Source organism: Solirubrobacter soli DSM 22325 (assembly GCF_000423665.1).
GTDB classification, from domain to species: domain Bacteria; phylum Actinomycetota; class Thermoleophilia; order Solirubrobacterales; family Solirubrobacteraceae; genus Solirubrobacter; species Solirubrobacter soli.
The window spans coordinates 211,951-228,032 of the sequence record NZ_KE384072.1 but is presented as its reverse complement, the minus strand read 5'-3'; the positions used below and the strand labels follow the sequence as shown (position 1 = coordinate 228,032).

General features: G+C 72.1%; 14 protein-coding genes and 1 pseudogene. 5 read left to right on the top strand and 10 right to left on the bottom strand.

Features of this window, described 5'->3' with window-relative positions:
• Positions 1 to 6: 6 nt before the first annotated feature.
• Positions 7 to 1,332, bottom strand: coding sequence for an aspartate aminotransferase family protein (locus G569_RS0140005; RefSeq protein ID WP_028067568.1), 1,326 nt, complete (start codon positions 1,330 to 1,332; stop codon positions 7 to 9).
• 75 nt (positions 1,333 to 1,407) lie between these two features.
• Here G569_RS0140005 and G569_RS65775 point away from each other — a divergent pair, with 75 nt between their 5' ends.
• Entirely contained in the window at positions 1,408 to 2,325 is a 918-nt protein-coding gene (locus tag G569_RS65775) for a LysR family transcriptional regulator (RefSeq protein WP_028067567.1), read from the top strand.
• Positions 2,326 to 2,349: 24 nt separating this feature from the next.
• On the opposite strand, the pseudogene G569_RS65770 reads toward G569_RS65775, so the two are convergent.
• Positions 2,350 to 3,762, bottom strand: a pseudogene (locus tag G569_RS65770) (putative bifunctional diguanylate cyclase/phosphodiesterase); the annotation flags it as partial.
• A gap of 777 nt (positions 3,763 to 4,539) precedes the next feature.
• Between G569_RS65770 and G569_RS0139990 the strand changes: the two are divergent.
• On the top strand, positions 4,540 to 5,415 hold the full coding sequence (locus G569_RS0139990; RefSeq protein WP_028067566.1) for an acyltransferase domain-containing protein: 876 nt from the start codon (positions 4,540 to 4,542) through the stop codon (positions 5,413 to 5,415).
• On the opposite strand, the gene G569_RS0139985 is transcribed toward G569_RS0139990, so the two are convergent.
• The 5 genes from G569_RS0139985 to G569_RS0139965 all read right to left on the bottom strand — a co-directional run bounded on the left by G569_RS0139985 (position 5,347) and on the right by G569_RS0139965 (position 9,294).
• Positions 5,347 to 5,628 (bottom strand): hypothetical protein, encoded by a 282-nt coding sequence (locus G569_RS0139985; RefSeq protein WP_028067565.1) that lies wholly within the window; start codon positions 5,626 to 5,628, stop codon positions 5,347 to 5,349. The two genes, G569_RS0139990 and G569_RS0139985, sit on opposite strands and share 69 nt — an antisense overlap.
• Complete coding sequence (locus tag G569_RS0139980) at positions 5,625 to 6,452, bottom strand: hypothetical protein (RefSeq protein WP_028067564.1); 828 nt, start codon at positions 6,450 to 6,452, stop codon at positions 5,625 to 5,627. Before G569_RS0139980 ends, G569_RS0139985 begins: the two co-directional genes overlap by 4 nt.
• A complete protein-coding gene (locus tag G569_RS60025) occupies positions 6,449 to 8,050 on the bottom strand; it encodes an ATP-binding protein (RefSeq protein WP_053227705.1) in 1,602 nt (533 codons plus the stop codon). The genes G569_RS0139980 and G569_RS60025 overlap by 4 nt, the downstream gene beginning before the upstream one ends.
• A gap of 66 nt (positions 8,051 to 8,116) precedes the next feature.
• Positions 8,117 to 8,404 (bottom strand): PAAR domain-containing protein, encoded by a 288-nt coding sequence (locus G569_RS0139970; RefSeq protein ID WP_028067563.1) that lies wholly within the window; start codon positions 8,402 to 8,404, stop codon positions 8,117 to 8,119.
• A 17-nt stretch (positions 8,405 to 8,421) separates the two neighbouring features.
• Entirely contained in the window at positions 8,422 to 9,294 is an 873-nt protein-coding gene (locus G569_RS0139965; RefSeq protein WP_037502795.1) for an alpha/beta fold hydrolase, read from the bottom strand.
• A 197-nt stretch (positions 9,295 to 9,491) separates the two neighbouring features.
• Between G569_RS0139965 and G569_RS55600 the strand changes: the two genes are divergently transcribed.
• The gene (locus tag G569_RS55600; protein ID WP_157592635.1) at positions 9,492 to 10,214 is read left to right on the top strand and encodes a sigma-70 family RNA polymerase sigma factor; all 723 of its coding nucleotides are present in this window, start codon (positions 9,492 to 9,494) and stop codon (positions 10,212 to 10,214) included.
• On the opposite strand, the gene G569_RS55595 is transcribed toward G569_RS55600, so the two are convergent.
• Positions 10,215 to 11,450, bottom strand: coding sequence for an MBL fold metallo-hydrolase (locus G569_RS55595; protein WP_037502537.1), 1,236 nt, complete (start codon positions 11,448 to 11,450; stop codon positions 10,215 to 10,217).
• The gene (locus G569_RS0139950) at positions 11,447 to 13,492 is read right to left on the bottom strand and encodes a S8 family serine peptidase (protein ID WP_064750572.1); all 2,046 of its coding nucleotides are present in this window, start codon (positions 13,490 to 13,492) and stop codon (positions 11,447 to 11,449) included. Before G569_RS0139950 ends, G569_RS55595 begins: the two co-directional genes overlap by 4 nt.
• 132 nt (positions 13,493 to 13,624) lie before the next feature.
• Here G569_RS0139950 and G569_RS0139940 point away from each other — a divergent pair, with 132 nt between their 5' ends.
• Complete coding sequence (locus G569_RS0139940; protein WP_157592633.1) at positions 13,625 to 14,068, top strand: hypothetical protein; 444 nt, start codon at positions 13,625 to 13,627, stop codon at positions 14,066 to 14,068.
• Between the two features lie 334 nt (positions 14,069 to 14,402).
• Here G569_RS0139940 and G569_RS0139935 read toward each other — a convergent pair whose 3' ends face one another.
• Complete coding sequence (locus G569_RS0139935; RefSeq protein ID WP_028067559.1) at positions 14,403 to 15,257, bottom strand: sigma-70 family RNA polymerase sigma factor; 855 nt, start codon at positions 15,255 to 15,257, stop codon at positions 14,403 to 14,405.
• Between the two features lie 75 nt (positions 15,258 to 15,332).
• Between G569_RS0139935 and G569_RS0139930 the strand changes: the two genes are divergently transcribed.
• On the top strand, positions 15,333 to 16,064 hold the full coding sequence (locus G569_RS0139930) for an SDR family oxidoreductase (protein ID WP_028067558.1): 732 nt from the start codon (positions 15,333 to 15,335) through the stop codon (positions 16,062 to 16,064).
• The last annotated feature ends 18 nt before the right edge of the window (positions 16,065 to 16,082 follow it).

Sequence of the window (16,082 nt, the reverse complement as noted above, 5' to 3'; positions counted from 1 at the left end):
AACAAACTACGTGAAGCGTGGTGCGACCTCTCCGAGCGCCTGGTCGAGGATCTCCAGGCCGAGCCGCAGCTCGTCGTCGGAAGTCGTCAACGCCGGGGCGATCCGGAACGTGCCGCCCATCTCGCGCAGCTGCACGACGTTCATGTGCAGGCCGAGCTCGAGGCAGCGGGCGGTGACGGCGCCGCCGAGCTCCGGCGAGCTCTCCTTGGTCGAGCGGTCGAGCACGAGCTCCAGCCCCTGCATCAGCCCGCGCCCGCGCACGTCGCCGACGACGGCGTGGCGCTCGGCCAGCGAAAGCAGTCCGTTGTGGAGCAGCTCGCCCTTCGCCGCCACACCCGCGCCGACGCCACCCGCGAGCACGTCCATCACGGTGATCCCCACCGCGGCCACGAGCGGGTCCGAGACGTGCGTCGTGTAGAAGAGGTAGCCGAGCTCAGCCGCGCGCGCCTCGATCTCCGCGCTGGTCACGACCGCCGCGAGCGGCAGCCCCGCGCCCAAGGTCTTGGAGAGCGTGATGATGTCCGGGACGACGCCGTCGCGCTCGAACCCGTACCAGTCGCCGGTCCGGAACAGCCCCGTCTGCGCCTCGTCGAAGATCAGCAGCATCCCGCGCGCGTGACAGTGGTCGCGCAGCGCCGCGAGGTAGCCGGGCGGGGGGACGAGGACGCCGGCGCTGGAGAGGATCGGCTCGACGATGCACGCCGCCAACGCGCCGGTCGACTGCGCGTCGACCATCGCGAAGCCCATGTCGAGCTGGCGGCGCCAGTCGAGCGCGCCATCCGCGTCCACCACGTCGGGCCGATAGACGTCCGGCGTCGGCAGCACGAAGTTGCCGGGCGCCGCCGGGCCGTACCCGCGACGCGCCGCGGAGTAGGTCGCGTTCGCGGCGCCGAGCGTCATCCCATGCCACGAGCGGCTGAACGCGACGATCTCGTGCCCGCCGGTGACGAGCTTCGCCATCCGCAAGGCCGCCTCGTTGGATTCGGCGCCTGTCGTCAGCAGTAGCGCCTTCTCCAAAGGCGAAGGCAACGACTCCGCGAGCCGCCGCGACAGCTCGACCACCGGCCGCGAGAGCATCCCGCTGAAGAGGTGGTCGAGCGTCCCGGCCATCTCGCCGAGCGTCGCCGTGATCGCGGGGTGCGAGTGCCCGAGAATCGAGCTCATCTGGCCCGAGGTGAAGTCGAGGATCTCGCGGCCGTCCGACGTGAAGAGCTTCGAACCGGAAGCCCGCTCGACGATCGTCGGCACCCACGCCGGGCTGTAGCGGACGACGTGGCGGTCGACGTCGGCCCAGAACGCCGCGTCGGTCCCGGTTTCCTCGAGAAGGCTCATACGAGCGAAGCTACAGGCGATCGCTGTGCACTTCCAGCGACATTTTCCGCTCACGCTGTACGGTTGTCCTGAACAGTGCTCGATCCGAAGCGTCTCCGCCTGCTGATCCAGCTCGAGAGTCTCGGGACGGTCCGCGCCGTCGCCGAGGCCGCGTCGCTGAGCCCGTCCGCGGTCTCGCAGCAGCTGGCGACGCTCGAGATCGAGAGCGGCGCCGCGCTGCTCGAGCGCCACGGGCGCGCGGTCGCGCTGACCGACGCGGGCGTCGCGCTCGCCGCCCACGCGCGCGCGATCCTCGAGCGCATCGGCGCCGCCGAGGAGGACCTCAGAGCGCTGCGCGACGCCCCCGCGGGCACGGTCCGGATCGCCGCGTTCACCAGCGCGATGCGCGCGTTCGTGATCGCCGCCGCCGCGACCGTCGCCGAACGCCACCCCGGCATCGCCGTCCACCTCTCAGAGCTCGAGCCCGACGACTGCGTGCCGGCGCTCACCCGCGGGGAGGTCGACCTCGCGGTCGTCGCCGACTTCGGCGACGGCACGCTCCCGCACGCCCCGCACCTGCGCCGGGTCACGCTCGCCCACGACGAGCTGATGGCCGTCCTCCCGCCAGGGCACGCCTTCGTTGGCGGGGACCTGCAGGCCCTCCAGGACGACCCCTGGCTGCTCGACGGCACCGAGCTCGAGCGCCACGTCGTCCGCCGCTGCCGGCACGCCGGCTTCGAGCCGCGCGTCGTCGGCCGCCTCTTCAGCCATGAGGCGCTGCTCTACGCGGTGCGCTCCGGCCTCGGCGTGACCGTGCTGCCGACGTTCGCGCTCGATCGGGCCGAGGGTGTCGAGGTCCGCAGGCTCGCGCCGACGACGCGCCGCGAGCTAGGCGTCCTGCACCGTGAGGGAGCCCTCGACCGCCGGTCGGTCGCGCTCTCGCTCGACCTGCTGGTCGCCGCCGCCCGCCAACCCGGCGACGAACCCCGCGGCGCGATGCCACGCGACCAGTGACGCGGGCGGCAGCGGCTTGGTGAACAGGTAGCCCTGGACCCAGTCGCAGCCGAGGTCGGCCAGCGCCCGCAGGGTCGCGGCGTCCTCGACGCCCTCGGCGACGACGCGCAGCTCGAGCGCATGCGCGAGCTCGATCGTCGACCGCACGATCGCGGCCGTGCGCGGGCTCGACGTCAAGTCCGTCACGAAGGACCGGTCGATCTTCAGGTGGTCGATCGGCAGGTCGCGCAGGTGGGAGAGCGAGCTGTAGCCGGTGCCGTAGTCGTCGACCGCGATCGCCACGCCGAGCGAGCGCAGGCGCGCCAGCGTGCGCGTCGCGCTCTCCGGGTCGGTCAGCACGAGGCTCTCGGTGATCTCGAGCTCGAGCGCGGACATCGGCAGCTCATGGCCTTCGAGCAGGCGGCGCACGCGGGCCGGGAGCGAGGCGTCGAGCAGGTCGGCGGCGGTCAGGTTGACCGCGATCGGGAACGCGATGTCCTGGGCACGCCACTCCGCCGCCTGCGACGCGGCGAGCGCGAGCACGGTCTCGGTCAGCCGCGAGGTCAGCCCGCGCTCCTCGATCACCGACAGGAACGCGTCCGGGAACAGCAGCCCGCGTTCCGGGTGCTGCCAGCGCACGAGCGCCTCGACGCCGATCGCCTCACCGTCGCGCGACCGGCACTTGGGCTGGAAATGGAGCAAGAACTCGCCGTTCTCGAACGCGCGGTCGAGGTCCTGGCGGATCTGCAGCCGGTCGCGGGTGTGGCGGTCGAACTCGGCGGCGTAGCGCTCGGCCCCGGAGTGGCGGCGCTTGGCCTCGTACATCGCGATGTCGGCGTGGCGCAGCAGCGCGGCGAGGTCCGTGCCGTGCTCGGGGTGGACCGCGATGCCGATGCTGGCACCGATGCGCATCGCGATGCCACCCACCTCGAGCGGCTCGCCCACCCGCTCGAGCAGGCGTTTGGCGACGAGCTCGGGCTGCTCGCCGGACCGGAGGAGGATCGCGAACTCGTCTCCGCCGAGCCTGGCGACGACGTCGTCACGGACGGTCAGCCGGGCAGCGATCTCACGCAGCACCGCGTCGCCCGCCGCGTGCCCGAGCACGTCGTTGATCTCCTTGAAGCCGTCGAGGTCGAGCAACAACAGCGTGCCTGGGCGGGCCGTGGCCTCCTCGTGCAGCCCGCGACGGTTCACGAGCCCGGTGAGGTCGTCCGTCCGGGCCTGGCGACGCGCGTCGGCGAGTCGCTGCAGCTGCTGGAAGGCGACGGCGGTGCGGGTCGCCGCCAGCGCCAGCGTGACCACCGCGAGCCCGATCGTCAGCGGCTGCACCGTCTCGGCCGTCGCCCACAGCAGCACGCCGACCGCCGCCAGGGTGGAGATCAGCGGCACCGCGAGGACCGAGATCGACCCGCGTTCGCGCCCGCTCGGGCGCGAACGCCGCCAGAGCGCGAGCGCCATGATCGTCATGCCCACCGACCACAGCGCGTCCAGCGGCGTGCCGATCGCGTAGCTGCCTTCCGCGAGCCGCAGCGCGTAGATGACGTCGGCGGCGCAGAAGGCGAGCAGGCCGAGCGCCAGCCCGGAGAGCGTGCCGCCGTCGCGCGGTCCGCGCATCGCCAGGCTGCCGGCGAGCATCGCGATCAGCAGCAGGTCGCCGACCGGGTAGGCGCCCAAGACGAGCAGCTCCGTGGGCGGGCCGGAGATCCACGCCAGGACCGGGTTCAGCAGCGCGGCGAGCGCGGTGGCGGCGCCGACCGCGCCCAGCACGCCGTCGAGCCAGAGCGTCGCGTCGATCTTGCGCGCGCGGCGCATCATGGCGAGCGCGCCCGCCAGCGTCAGCGGGTAGAAGCCGAGGTAGCCGACGTCCGCCAGCGAGGGGACGGGCGGCTCGACCTGCAGCCGGATCGAGCAGACGTACGCGATGTTGCCGAACGCGAAGGAGAGCATCCCGAGCCCGAGTGCGAGCGCCGCCACGCGGCGGGCACGGACGAACGCGGCGTGCACCAGACAGGCGACTCCCGGCGCGGAGAGTGCGAGGTTCGCGAGCCAGCCGTCACGCCAGACGAGGTACCCGTGGCCGGGGTGCAGGACGAGCACGGCCGCATAGGCGAGCGTCGCCGTCAGCAGTACGGCCGCACCTGAGCGCCGTAGCAGCTTCCAGCTGGTCACCCACAACAGAGTCGGCGCGCGGACCGTGGACTTGAGGTCGTCCACCTCCCCGCCGATGACGTCCGTGTGCGCATCGAGCTGCCCTTCGTGTACTCCGGGATGGGCGCCCAGTGGTGGGGGATGGGAGGCGAGCTGTACGTGTCCGAGCCGGTCTTCCGCGCCGCCGTCGACCGCTGCGCCGGCCTCGACCCGGCGGTGTTGCGCGGTTTCAGCGGCGACGGCACGCCGATGGTCGATCCGGCCGACGCGCAGCCGTCAGGGCTGGCGCTCCAGGTCGGGCTGACCGAGCTGTGGCGCGCTCGAGGCGTGCAGCCGAGCGCGGTCGTCGGGCACTCGTTCGGAGAGCTCGCCGCCGCGTGGGCAGCGGGCGCGCTGACGCTCGAGCAGGCCTTCGAGCTGGCCCACCACCGCTCGCGGCTCGAGCAGACCTTGGTCGGAAGCGGCGGCATGGTCGCGGTCACCTCGATCGAGCGCGAACTGCCGCCGGGGGTGGAGATCGCCGCGGTCAACGGTCGCAACTCCTTCACGCTGACGGGCGACGTCGACGCGATCGAGGGCAAGCGCCTGAACGTCTCGGTCCCGTACCACTCGCGTCACGCGGAGCCCCTGAGCGCCGCGTTCGAGCGCGCCGTCGGGCGCATCCGCGCCCGCACACCGCGCATCCCGTTCTTCTCCACCGTCGCCGGCGCGCGCCTGACCGACCGCGACTACTGGTGGCGCAACCTCCGCGAGCCGACGCGCTTCGACGTCGCGCTGACCCATCTGCGCGCCTTCGTGGAGATCGGCCCGCACCCGGTGTTGGCCGCCCTGATGCCCGGCGCGGTCGGCAGCATGCGCCGCAAGCGGTCGCAGGTCGAGACGTTCGAGGCGGCGCTACGGACCGCCAAGGGCGGCGAGCCCGGACCGCACGTGCGCCTCCACGCGCGCGAGCTCCGGGTCTGATCCGACCGCCGCGACCGCGGCCGGGAGAAACGCGTTCCAGCGCGCGAGCGTCGCGGGCGGGTGGCCGTCGGCGAGCATCGCCAGCGCGGCGTCGAGCTGGGGGAGCACGCTGGCGCGCAGGAGCGCCACGGAGCGCGTGGGGAGCGCGCCCGGCTCGCGCAGGATGTGGCGGATGAGCAGCCGCGCGCTGTTCCACTCCTCGCGAGTGGTCATTGCGGAGCCACCGACGTCACGTAGCTCTCGGCCTGCGCGGAGATCTTCTGCTGGGCGCTCTCCAGGCTCGCGATGGCTGAGTTCCACTGCTCCTCCATGCTCATCGCGAAGGCCTTGATCGCCTGCACGCCCTTGTTGACGTGGGCGAGCGCGGGCTTGAGCTGGACGATGTTGACCGCGCCGAGCGCCGTCAGGGCCTCCTGGCCCTCGGTGAACGCCTTCGGGTCGAAGTCCGTGTACGGCGCGCCCGCGGTCTTGTCCTGCAGCCGCTGCAGCACGGGCTTGACCGAGTTCACGAGCAGATCGTGGTCGCGCTGCTGGATGTCGTCTCCCGACTTCAGGTTGGCGTCGGGATCGGCGACCGGGAGCGCGATCACGGAGTCGACGACGGCCATCGCGGCGATGAACGCGTCATGCCACATCGCCTGCGCCTTGTCGCCGGCGGCGATCACCTGCAGCGTCGTCTGCGCGGCCTGGATGTCCGGCACCGGGGTGAGCATCGCGGCCTGGTTCTTCGGGTCCTTCTTGGAGTTCGACAGCGTCTGCAGTGCGGCGGCGGCCGGGCCCAGCCGGGCCGCGCCGGCGGCGGCGACCGCAACGTCCGGCGTCTTGCCGAACAGGTCCTGATGCGTCAACGCGACCGGCATCTGGACGAGCGCGAGCGACTGGTCGAAGTCCTGCTTGGTGTACGCGGGCTCCGGCTTGGGCGCACGCTCGGCCTCCTGCTCGGAACCGTTCCACCACGACGAGACGTCGTCGAGCACGGACCGCGAGACCGTCGGCTTGACGCGCACGCGCAGCTGCTCCTGTTCGAACTCCCTCATCGCGGGCGGATCAGCTCCTCGAAGCCGTCGAAGTCCGCGCCCATCGTCAGCCGCCCGAGCTTGGCGTACTCGACGCTGACGGCGCGCACGAGATGCGCCATGTCGATCGTGCTCCCTTCCTCGGCCGCGAGGAACGCCGCGGCGAGCGTGCAGTTGCGGATCGCTCCGCCGGACAACTTGAAACGCCGCGCCAGCAGACCGAAGTCGACGTCCCTACCGAGCGGCGCCTCGCAGGGGATGAGCCCGCGCCACAGCCGCTCGCGATCGCTCGGCTCGGGGAACGGGAAGTCGATCACGAAGTCCAGCCGGCGCAGGAAGGCGTCGTCGATGTTGCGGCGGAAGTTCGTGGCCAGGATCACCGCGCCCGCGTAGGCCTCCATCCGCTGCAGCAGGTACGCGACCTCGATGTTCGCGTAGCGGTCCTTGGCGTCGGTCACCTCCGAGCGCTTGCCGAACAGCGCGTCGGCCTCGTCGAAGAAGAGGATCGCGTTGGAGCCCTGCGCGGCCTCGAAGATCCGGCCGAGGTTCTTCTCGGTCTCGCCGACGTACTTGGAGACGATCGTGGCCAGGTCGACCTGGAAGATGTCCAGACCGAGATCGGCCGCCAGCACCTGCGCGGCCATCGTCTTGCCGGTGCCGGACTCGCCGGCGAACAGGATCTTCAGCCCCTGCGACTTGGCCACGCGCAGCTCGTAGCCCCAGTCGGTCAGCACCAGGTCGCGGTGGCGCAGGTAGGCGGAGATCGAGAGCAGCGCGTCGCGTTGGCGGCCGGCGACGACCAGGTCGCTCCACGTGTAGGTCGGCTTGAGCCGTTTGGCGAGCGTGCCGAGCCGCGACGAGGACGCCTCGCGTGCGCCGGCGTCGAGGTCCTTCCCGCACACGAGCGCGACCCGCGCGGCCTCCTCGATCTGCCCGATGGAGAGCCGGAACTTCGCGCTGACATCGGCGACGTCATCGACGCCGGTGAGCGCCTGCCAGGCCGCCGCGCGCTCGCCGAACGCGGGCGGGCGGACGCTGTGTCGCAGCACCGCGCGGTCGGCGGGGACGTCGGCGCGCGCGAGTACGAGCGCGCCCTCGGGCAGCGCGTCGAGGTCGGCCGGATCCTCATAGGCCAGCGCGCGGCCTTCGAGCGCGGCCGCCAGCGAGGCGTCCGCATCCGGCTCACCGACGAGGATCAGGCCCTGGTCGAGCGCGCGGGCGAGGAGCACCGCGGCGTCCGGGCCGGACACCACCAGCGGCAGCTTCCCGCGCTTGGCGGCGAGCTCCGCGAGCCGCGCGACCTCATCCTCGCGCCCGGGATCGACGCCGGCGACATCCACCCGTCGCAGCTCCCGCGCGGGGAGACCCAGCAGGAAGGCGGCGAGCCTCGGCGCGAGGCGCAACGGCCGATCGACCGCGAGCGGAGCCTCCCCGAACACGACGGCGCCGCGGGCGAGGAGCCCGGGCAATGCCTGCGCGCCGATCAGCCGCGCGGTCGGCCGCAGGTGCGCGTAGCGCGCGTCGAGCTCGGGCGCCGCGATGACGGCCAACGCCAGCGTCTCGGCCGCGTTGAGCCCGAGCCGCTCAGCCAGCCCCGTCGGATCGATCGCCGTGCTCACTGGCGAGCAAGACGGCTCGCCGCGCGACGCTATTCCGAGGCCCCGCCATGATGGCGGTTGTCCGCCTTAATTGATCATCACCATCGGGTAGCCCATGACGATCACACCGCCGTGCGCCGTCTGGTCACCCATGCGCGCCGCGGGCCGGCCGCCGATCATCACCTTCATCGAGCCCTTGACGATCGTGTCGGGCGGCCCGACGCAGGTGCACATCGAGCCCACCGTCGCGGCCGGGAGCCCGCCGATCAGCACGGTCGGCACGCCGGGCGGCAGGATCGGCCCGCCGACGTGCGGCACCGGGCCGTTGGACATCGGGCAGGTGTGCATGTCGGCGACGCGAGCGGCGGGTGGCATGTGCCTTCGATGATCGCCTAAGTCAAGAACGCGGTCAACTCGGCCACGACCTCCTCCGGTGCGTCCTCGACCAGGAAGTGCGACGCGCCCTCGATCGCGCGGCCGGTGACGTGCGGGGCGAACGCCCGCCAGAGATCGAGCGGATCGGAGTAGAAGCGCGGCAGGCCGCCCGCTCCGCCCCACAACGCCAGCACCGGGCAATCGATCGTCCCGCCCTCGGCGTCGTGGGCGCGATCGATCGTCGCGCTCGCCCGGTAGTCCTCGCAGACCGCGACCACGTGATCCGGGTCGTCGAGTTGCGCGCGATAGACGGCGAGAACGTCATCGGGGTAGCGCGGATCGCCGGGCTTGAGCCCGATCCGCTCGCCGGCGAGCCAGAACGTGTCGGGCGCCGCGGAGATCAGCTGCTCGGGCAAAGGAGCGGGCTGGGCGAGGAACGCCCAATGCCAGTAGCCGAGCATCAGCACGGGGTCCACGCGGGCCCAGATCTCGCCGGTCGGGACGATGTCCAGCACCGCCAGCCGCTTCACCACGTCCGGGTGGTCGAGCGCCATCCGGTAGGCGACGCGCCCGCCGCGATCGTGGCCGACCAAGGCGAAGGACGAATGGCCCAGCTCGCGCATCGCCGCGATCAGGTCGGCCGCCCACGCGCGCTTGGAGTGGCTGAAGTGGTCGTCGGTGACCGGGGGGCGGAACGAGTCGCCGTAGCCGGGGAGGTCGGGAGCGACCACCGTGAAGCGCTCGGCGAGGGTCGCGGCGACCGGATGCCACATCAGGTGGGTCTCCGGGAAGCCGTGCAGCACCAGGAGCGGCGGGCCCGCTCCTCCCACCCGCGCCCGGATCGTCCCGCGCGGCGTGTCGACATCGGTGACGGCGAAGCCTTCGAACATCCCGAGATCATGCGCCATGCGGCCGCCGCAGCGAGAATGGACTCAGGGCCGATGCCGGCATGCTCACACCGATTTCTCGTCTTTGACGCCACGTCACGCGCCGCTCCGCCTTTGCCTGCGGGGAGGCGCCGTTGACGCACGCCGAGCATCTCCCACTCAGCGCCGGCCGCGGTCAGAGTCGTGACTCCGAGCGCGCCTTGTTCGCGCGCTATCACGCGAGCGGCGACCCCGCGCTGCGCGACCATCTGGTCACCCGCTATCTGCCGATGGCGCGGCGGATCGCCCGCGCCTACGCCCGCCGGCAGGGGCGCGTCCCGTTCGAGGACCTCGAGCAGGTCGCCTCGATCGGCCTGATCAAGTCCGTCGACCGCTTCGACCCCTCCTCAGGGGCGGCGTTCGTGGCGTTCGCCGAGCCGACGATTCGCGGGGAGATCTTCCGCCACTTCCGCGAGTTCACCTGGACCGTCCGCCCGCCGCGTGAGCTGCAGGAGCGGGCGCTGCAGATCGAGCGCGTCACCGCGAGCATGAGCGCCGACCTCGGCCGCCCGCCGTCGCCCGGCGAGCTCGCCCGCTACCTGGGGGTGACGATCGAGCAGGTAATGGACGGCCTCGCGGCGTGCCGCGCCCGTGACAGCGCGTCGTTCGACCGCACCAACGAGCTCGACACGGACGAGGGACCCGCGCTGCGCGACATCGTCGGCTCCGAGGACATCGGCTACTCGCACGCCGAGGACGTGGCCACGGTGATGCACCTGATGCGGGTGCTGACGACGCGCGAGAAGCGCGTGCTGCTGCTGCGTTTCGGCGCCGACCTGACCCAGGCCGAGGTGGGCGAGATCGTCGGCTGCACGCAGATGCACGTCTCCCGGATCCAGCGCGACGCGCTCGCGAAGCTGAGCATCGTCGCCCGCGCCGGCTGATCAGACCTCGATCGCGAACGAGTCGTCGTCGAGGAAGCGCGCCGGCACGCCGCGCTGCTCGACGAGGTCGACGACCCGCTGCATGTGGGCGCGATGCTCGGCGTTGTCCGTCGCCACCGGGCTGGAGTTGAACACCAGCTCGTAGTGCGCGCCGTCGCGGGCGGTGATGATCGCGTCGAGCGCGCGGAGGTCCGGGTTGGCGTGGGCGCCGTTGCCGGTGATCACGTAGCGGTCGGCGGTCACGCGCCGGCAGAACTCTGGCGTGATGTTGAACTCCGAGGCGTGGTGTTGGACCTTGAGCACGTCGACGTGGAGCGTGTCGTGGCCGGCGCGCTCGAGCCCGCGCAGGATGTCGTTCGCGTGGCCGTCGCCGGTCAGCAGGATGCGCTTGCCGTCCTCTTCGGCGAGGAACATCAGCGACGCCAGGTTCGGCGCCGTGACCTGTTTGCGGTCGCCCAACTCGTCGGCCCGCAACGCCAGCGCGGTCGTGAACAGCTCCGTCTCGCTCGCGCCGATCCGTTGGACGTCGGCCAGCATCCGCGCCTTGGACTTGGCGAGCTTGGCCTGGTTGGCGTCGACCCACGTCCGCCACTGGCCGCGGAGCGTCGCGAGGTCCTCCTCGAACGGGCCGATCACCGTCAGTGACAGCGCACCGAGCGCGATCGGTCCCTGCCCGTCCCGCACGAGTGCGAGTTTGCCGCCGAACGCCCGGTTGACCGGGATGCCGAGCTGGTCGGCGCCCGCCCGGCGGGACAGCCGGATGCCTTGGTCGACGCTCGCGCCGAGGTCACGGTGGGCCTCGGCGAGGCGCCGGTCCTCCTCGTCGTCGCGGAAGTCGAGCACCGCGGCCGTCTCCGCGAGCAGCGCCGTGATCGGCCGAGGGTCGGTGTCGACCTGTTCGGTGAAGGCGTTGTGCCACAGCTCGCCCACGGCGGGTGGGCGCGCGACCTTCGGCACCGGGTGGCGGGCGTTGCCGGCGCCGAGCTGGAACTCGTGGACGCGCCAGTCGAGCTCGGTCTCCAACAGCGCCAGCACGCCGCCGATGTGGTCGTCGTCGATGTGCGAGACGTAGATCACGTCGAGCTGCTTGCCGGCGTCGCGGAGCGCACCGAGCGCCGTGGCGACATGCTCCTTGAACGACGACGAGGTCCCGCCGTCGATCAGGATCCGCTTGTCGTCGGCGGTCTCGAGCAGGAGACAGTCCCCTTTGTCGGCCTGGAACACGGTGAGGTTCATGTCAGGTCCTTGCGGGTCAGCATCGCGGTCGCCTCGACGACGCACGCGGCGGGGTCGATCGCGCCCGAGCCCGCGTCGTCGGCCCAGCTGAAGTCCGCGCCCGGCAGCGGCCGGGCGGTGCGCTTGAGGATGCCGTTGATCTGCGCGCCGGTGAGCTGCGGGTTGGCGCCGAGCATCAGCCCGATCACGCCGGCGACGTACGGGCTCGCCATGCTCGTGCCGCTCATCCCGACCCAGCCGCCTCCGAACCCGCGGGCGGCGACGATGTCCGTCCCCGGCGCGGCCACGTCGGGCTTCTCGCGCCCGTCGCGCGTCGGGCCCTGGCTGCTCGTGATCGCGATCCGCCGCCGCGCCTCGTCCAGGTTCGCCACCGCGACGATCCGCGCTCCGCAGGCGAGCGTCGAGATCGTCGACTTGTCGACCATCGAGCGCTCGGAGAAGAACGACGGGAACTGCCACGCCTCCTTGGCCCCGATCCGGCCGAGCTTGCGCGGGTCGTCGCGCTCGATCCACGCGTGGTAGCGGCCGTCGCGGACCTCGCGGCCGATCAGGTGGATCAGCCACTCGCCCGCCTTGACGCCGACCACGCCCTCACTGCGCAGGAACGGGCTGAGGTAGAGCGCGATGTAGTTCGCGCCGTTGACCGGGTGGTAGAGCTCGTTGTAGACGGAGAAGAACGTCTTGTCGGGGAGCTGGCGGTTCTCGATGTACTCGCCCGGCTCGATCGGCTCCGTCCACGGCTCACCCGGCGGCTTGAGCTGCACCGCGAAGCGATCCTGTGGTCCGTACCAGATCTCCAGCTCGTTCTCGGACAGGTCGGCGACGCCGTTGCCGACGACGTTCCACTCGACGTCGACGCCCAGCTCACGCGCGCCGACGCGCCCGCTCGAGTGCACGCGGCCCATCACCCAGCCGATGTCACCGTCGACCTCCGCCCGCTCCTGCCCCGCGTTGCCCGCGGCGGCGCAGACGCTGCGGCCCGGTTTGGAGAGGGCCCAGTCGATCCACCGGCTCACCGCGGCCGAGTCGTCGTGCCCGGCGCCGTTGGTGCCGAGGCTGACGTTGATCGAGAGCGGCACGGGGCCGCTCTCCCCGCCCAGCTCGGCGGCGACGGCGAGCAGGTAGTCGACGGCGTGCGCGAGCCGGGTCGAGTCGTAGAACGAGCGGCGCCGATCGGCGTCGGAGTCGGGGATCGAGATCAGCACGCCGGCGATCCACGCCTTCCGGCAGACGCCCAGGTTGCCGGCGGCGATGCTGGCCACGTGGGTGGAGTGCGCGCCGTCCTCCATCTGCGACTGGCGTTCGAGCTCGGTGGGCGGGAGGCCGACGTCCTTCGCCGAGGCGAGCGCGTGGTCGAGGTCCTCCTTGCGCAGCTCGGCGCCGTAGTCGAACTCGGTCGTGCCGCGCTCCTTGGGGCTCGGGTGCGTGTCGCCGCCCTGGTCCCAGATGCGCACGAACCGCGTCCTGCCGTCGCTGTCGAGGAAGTCGGGGTGCGCGAAGTCGAAGCCGCCGACGTCGATCAGGCCGATCAGCACGCCCTTGCCGAAGTCGTGCTGGTCGGAGTGGGCGATCCTGCGCAGGTCGTCGGACGGCGCGGCCGGTTCCCCCGGCGTGGTCTCCGGGCTGGGAAGCGTCAGCGGCTGGCCGAGTTCGACCGATGTCACCTCGCGCCGGTTGCGCAGCTCGCGCGCGTCGGCGACCGACAGCTCGGCCGTCAGCTGGTCGGCGCGCGTCGCGGTCACGCCGGTGAAGCCCTCGGACCCGCGGGTCGTCGAGGTGAGCCCGACGAACACGCTGACCTCGGCCTCGGGGTCGGTCGTGAGCGTCCGTGTCTCGACGTGGTCGGGAGCGGTGTCGGCGGGCGCCGCGCCCTGCGCGCGCCGATAGGGGATCTCGCGGGCGACGGCCGCGCTGACGCGCACCGCCGCCGCGTGCTCGGCGCGCAGCGCGTTGACCTCGGTCGAGCCGTTCGCGAGCATCCGCAGCTTCGGGTGCAGCTTCGAGATCGCCGCCGCGTGGGCGGTGCCGTCGGGGGTCGCCATCGCGTTCATCCTCTTCCCACCGCCGGGCCGTGTAAAGAGGTTCACGATCGTGTTCCTCGCCGCCGGCCTGTGAAAAGTTCGGGGTGGCCTCCCGATTGCGCGAGGGTCCTCATCGCACGGACACTCGGCGCGATGACGATCACAGAGACTGCAGGCGGTGTCGGAGGCAGGCGGATGCTGCGGCTCGCCCAAGGGTGGATCGGAGCCGAGGTGATCGCCGCCGCCTTGATCCGCCGCGCCGACGTCGTCGTCGATCACGTGAGCGCCGTCTTCGCCGACAAGGTCGTCCTGCGGGAGGTCCGGCGCGACTTCGAGCTGCCGCAGGACATGATGCTCGTCCTCGACGACCACGGCACGCTGCACCTCGTGGGGATGGGCGGCTGGTTCCTGGCCCGCCCGCGCGCGACGCTCCGGCGCTGGCCCGCCGGGACGGCGACCGCGGTCGTGGGGGAGGGCCGTGGGTGGTTCCGGCCCCTGTCGATCACGTGTGCGGAGGACACCGTCACGGTCGCCGCGCCGTACATGGACTCGCGCCAGCGGGGCGCCCTGGCGCTGATCGAGCGGATCACGGCTTAGGTCCGCTCTCGGTGAGCGAGCGAGGCGGCGCGTCGTTGTGTTCGTGCGCCGGGAACGGCCGAGCACTGAGGGAGGGGAGCCGCTGCCGCGCCCCGGCCGAGTCGGTCGTGCCGCCGTCCTCGGCGACGCCTGGCCACGGTGACTCGCCGCGCCGTGCAGGGAGACCGTCGAGGTACGGTCCACGGAGACCACGCGAGATCGGTTGTGATCACTTGCGGCGCCGGTGGCGCGTCTCGAACACCTTCGCACTGTTCGAGATGGCGCGTCAGTGGGGGTGTGTTGCTCCGCTCCCGCTATGCGGGAGTCAATCAACACACCCCCCGCTCGGAGTGCACTAGAGCTCGACGTAGCTGAGCCGCCCCGGGTCGGCGATCGCGTCGATCGCCGCGATCCGGCCGTCGACGACGGTGAAGGCCATGACGGTGACGACCTTGCCCTCGGGGGCGACGACGATTCCCGGGCCGCCGTTGACCAGCACGGGGCGGACGTGGGGGGCGAGGTGGGCGAACCGCATCGCGTTGCGGGCGATCTGCTGCGCGCCGCGCCGCACCTCCGATCCGTCGGCGCCGTCCGCGCGCAGGATGGCGTCCGGGTGCAGGACGGCGACGAGCGCGTCGAAGTCGCCCTCGCGGGCGGCGGCGAAGAACGCGTCGACGACCTCGCGCTGCCTCGGCAGGTCCTCGGTCGGGGCGGGGGCTTCGCCCTGGACGCGGCGGCGGGCGCGGCTGGCGAGCTGACGCGTCGCGGTCGAGGTGCGGCCGACCATCGGCGCGATCTCGTCGAACGGCATCGCGAACATGTCGTGCAGGACGAACGCGAGGCGCTCGGCCGGGGTCAGGGTCTCCAGCACGACGAGCAGCGCGAGCCCGACGCTGTCGGCCAGCAGGGCCTCGTGCTCGGGGTCGACGTCTGAGGTGATGAGCGGGTCGGGGACGTAAATCTCGTCCAGCGGCGCCTCGGCGCGGGTGTTGCGGGCACGCAGCGCGTTGAGGCTGACGCGGGCGACGACGGTCGTCAGCCACGCGCGCAGGTTCTCGATCTCGCTCGCGTCGGAACGCGAGAGGCGCAGCCAGGCCTCCTGCACGGCGTCGTCGGCCTCCGTGAGCGAGCCCAGCATCCGGTACGCCACCTTGCGCAGGTGCGGCCGGTGCGTCTCGAACTGCATGGCCAGGAAATCTGCGTCGGTCATCGGTCACATCCGTTCGTCGCCACGGGTCAAGGCGTTGACCCCCGAGTTCGAACCGATGTGACAAGGAGACTACGAATGAAGATCGCAGTGGTGGGAGCAACCGGCCGCGTCGGCGAGCATGTCGTCGACGTCCTGCGCGAGCAGGGGGTACAGACCGTCGAGATCGCGCGTTCGCTCGGCGTGGACGTCGTCACCGGCGAGGGCCTGAGCGAGGCACTCGACGGCGTGACCTGCATCATCGACTGCGCGACGGGCGCGTCGCCGGACGGTGCGGAGGCGGCCGCCTTCTTCGAGGCCGCGACGCGCAACCTCGTCGCCGCGCGCGTGCCCCGCGCGGTGGTCGTGTCGATCATCGGCATCGACACGTTCAACTCGGGCTACAACGGCGCCAAGCTGGTGCACGAGCGGGCGTGGCTGGAGAGCGGCCTCGACGTCCGCGTCCTGCGCGCGGCGCAGTTCCACGAGTTCGTCGAGACGATGCTCGCGTGGGGCCGCCAGGGCGACGTCGCGCGGGTCCCGCCGATGCGCACGCAGCTCGTCGCCGCCCGCGCGGTCGCCGAGTCGCTCGTGTACCTCGCGCTCACCGACGAGGTCGAGGGCGGGCCGATCTGGGAGATCGCCGGCCCGCGCGAGGAGCGCCTGGTCGAGGTCGCGCGGCTCGTCGCCCCGGAGGGCGTGCGCGTCGAGGAGGGCGGGACGCTGGGCGACGCCGACAGCGCGCTGTACGAGTCCGGCGCGCTCCTCCCGGGCCCGGACGCCCGCCTCGCCGGCCCGGCGTTCACGGAGTGGCTGGCGACGGTGGCCTGACACTCATCTCCGCGGGCG

What these genes read in the sequence shown, in the direction of transcription:
- G569_RS0139930 (WP_028067558.1), top strand. Translation starts at nt 15,333, where the DNA reads ATGAAGATCGCAGTGGTGGGAGCAACCGGCCGCGTCGGCGAGCATGTC.
- G569_RS0139985 (WP_028067565.1), bottom strand. Translation starts at nt 5,628, where the DNA reads ATGACCACTCGCGAGGAGTGGAACAGCGCGCGGCTGCTCATCCGCCAC.
- G569_RS55595 (WP_037502537.1), bottom strand. Translation starts at nt 11,450, where the DNA reads ATGAACCTCACCGTGTTCCAGGCCGACAAAGGGGACTGTCTCCTGCTC.
- G569_RS0139965 (WP_037502795.1), bottom strand. Translation starts at nt 9,294, where the DNA reads ATGTTCGAAGGCTTCGCCGTCACCGATGTCGACACGCCGCGCGGGACG.
- G569_RS0139980 (WP_028067564.1), bottom strand. Translation starts at nt 6,452, where the DNA reads ATGAGGGAGTTCGAACAGGAGCAGCTGCGCGTGCGCGTCAAGCCGACG.
- G569_RS0140005 (WP_028067568.1), bottom strand. Translation starts at nt 1,332, where the DNA reads ATGAGCCTTCTCGAGGAAACCGGGACCGACGCGGCGTTCTGGGCCGAC.
- G569_RS0139935 (WP_028067559.1), bottom strand. Translation starts at nt 15,257, where the DNA reads ATGACCGACGCAGATTTCCTGGCCATGCAGTTCGAGACGCACCGGCCG.
- G569_RS0139940 (WP_157592633.1), top strand. Translation starts at nt 13,625, where the DNA reads ATGACGATCACAGAGACTGCAGGCGGTGTCGGAGGCAGGCGGATGCTG.
- G569_RS0139970 (WP_028067563.1), bottom strand. Translation starts at nt 8,404, where the DNA reads ATGCCACCCGCCGCTCGCGTCGCCGACATGCACACCTGCCCGATGTCC.
- G569_RS0139950 (WP_064750572.1), bottom strand. Translation starts at nt 13,492, where the DNA reads ATGGCGACCCCCGACGGCACCGCCCACGCGGCGGCGATCTCGAAGCTG.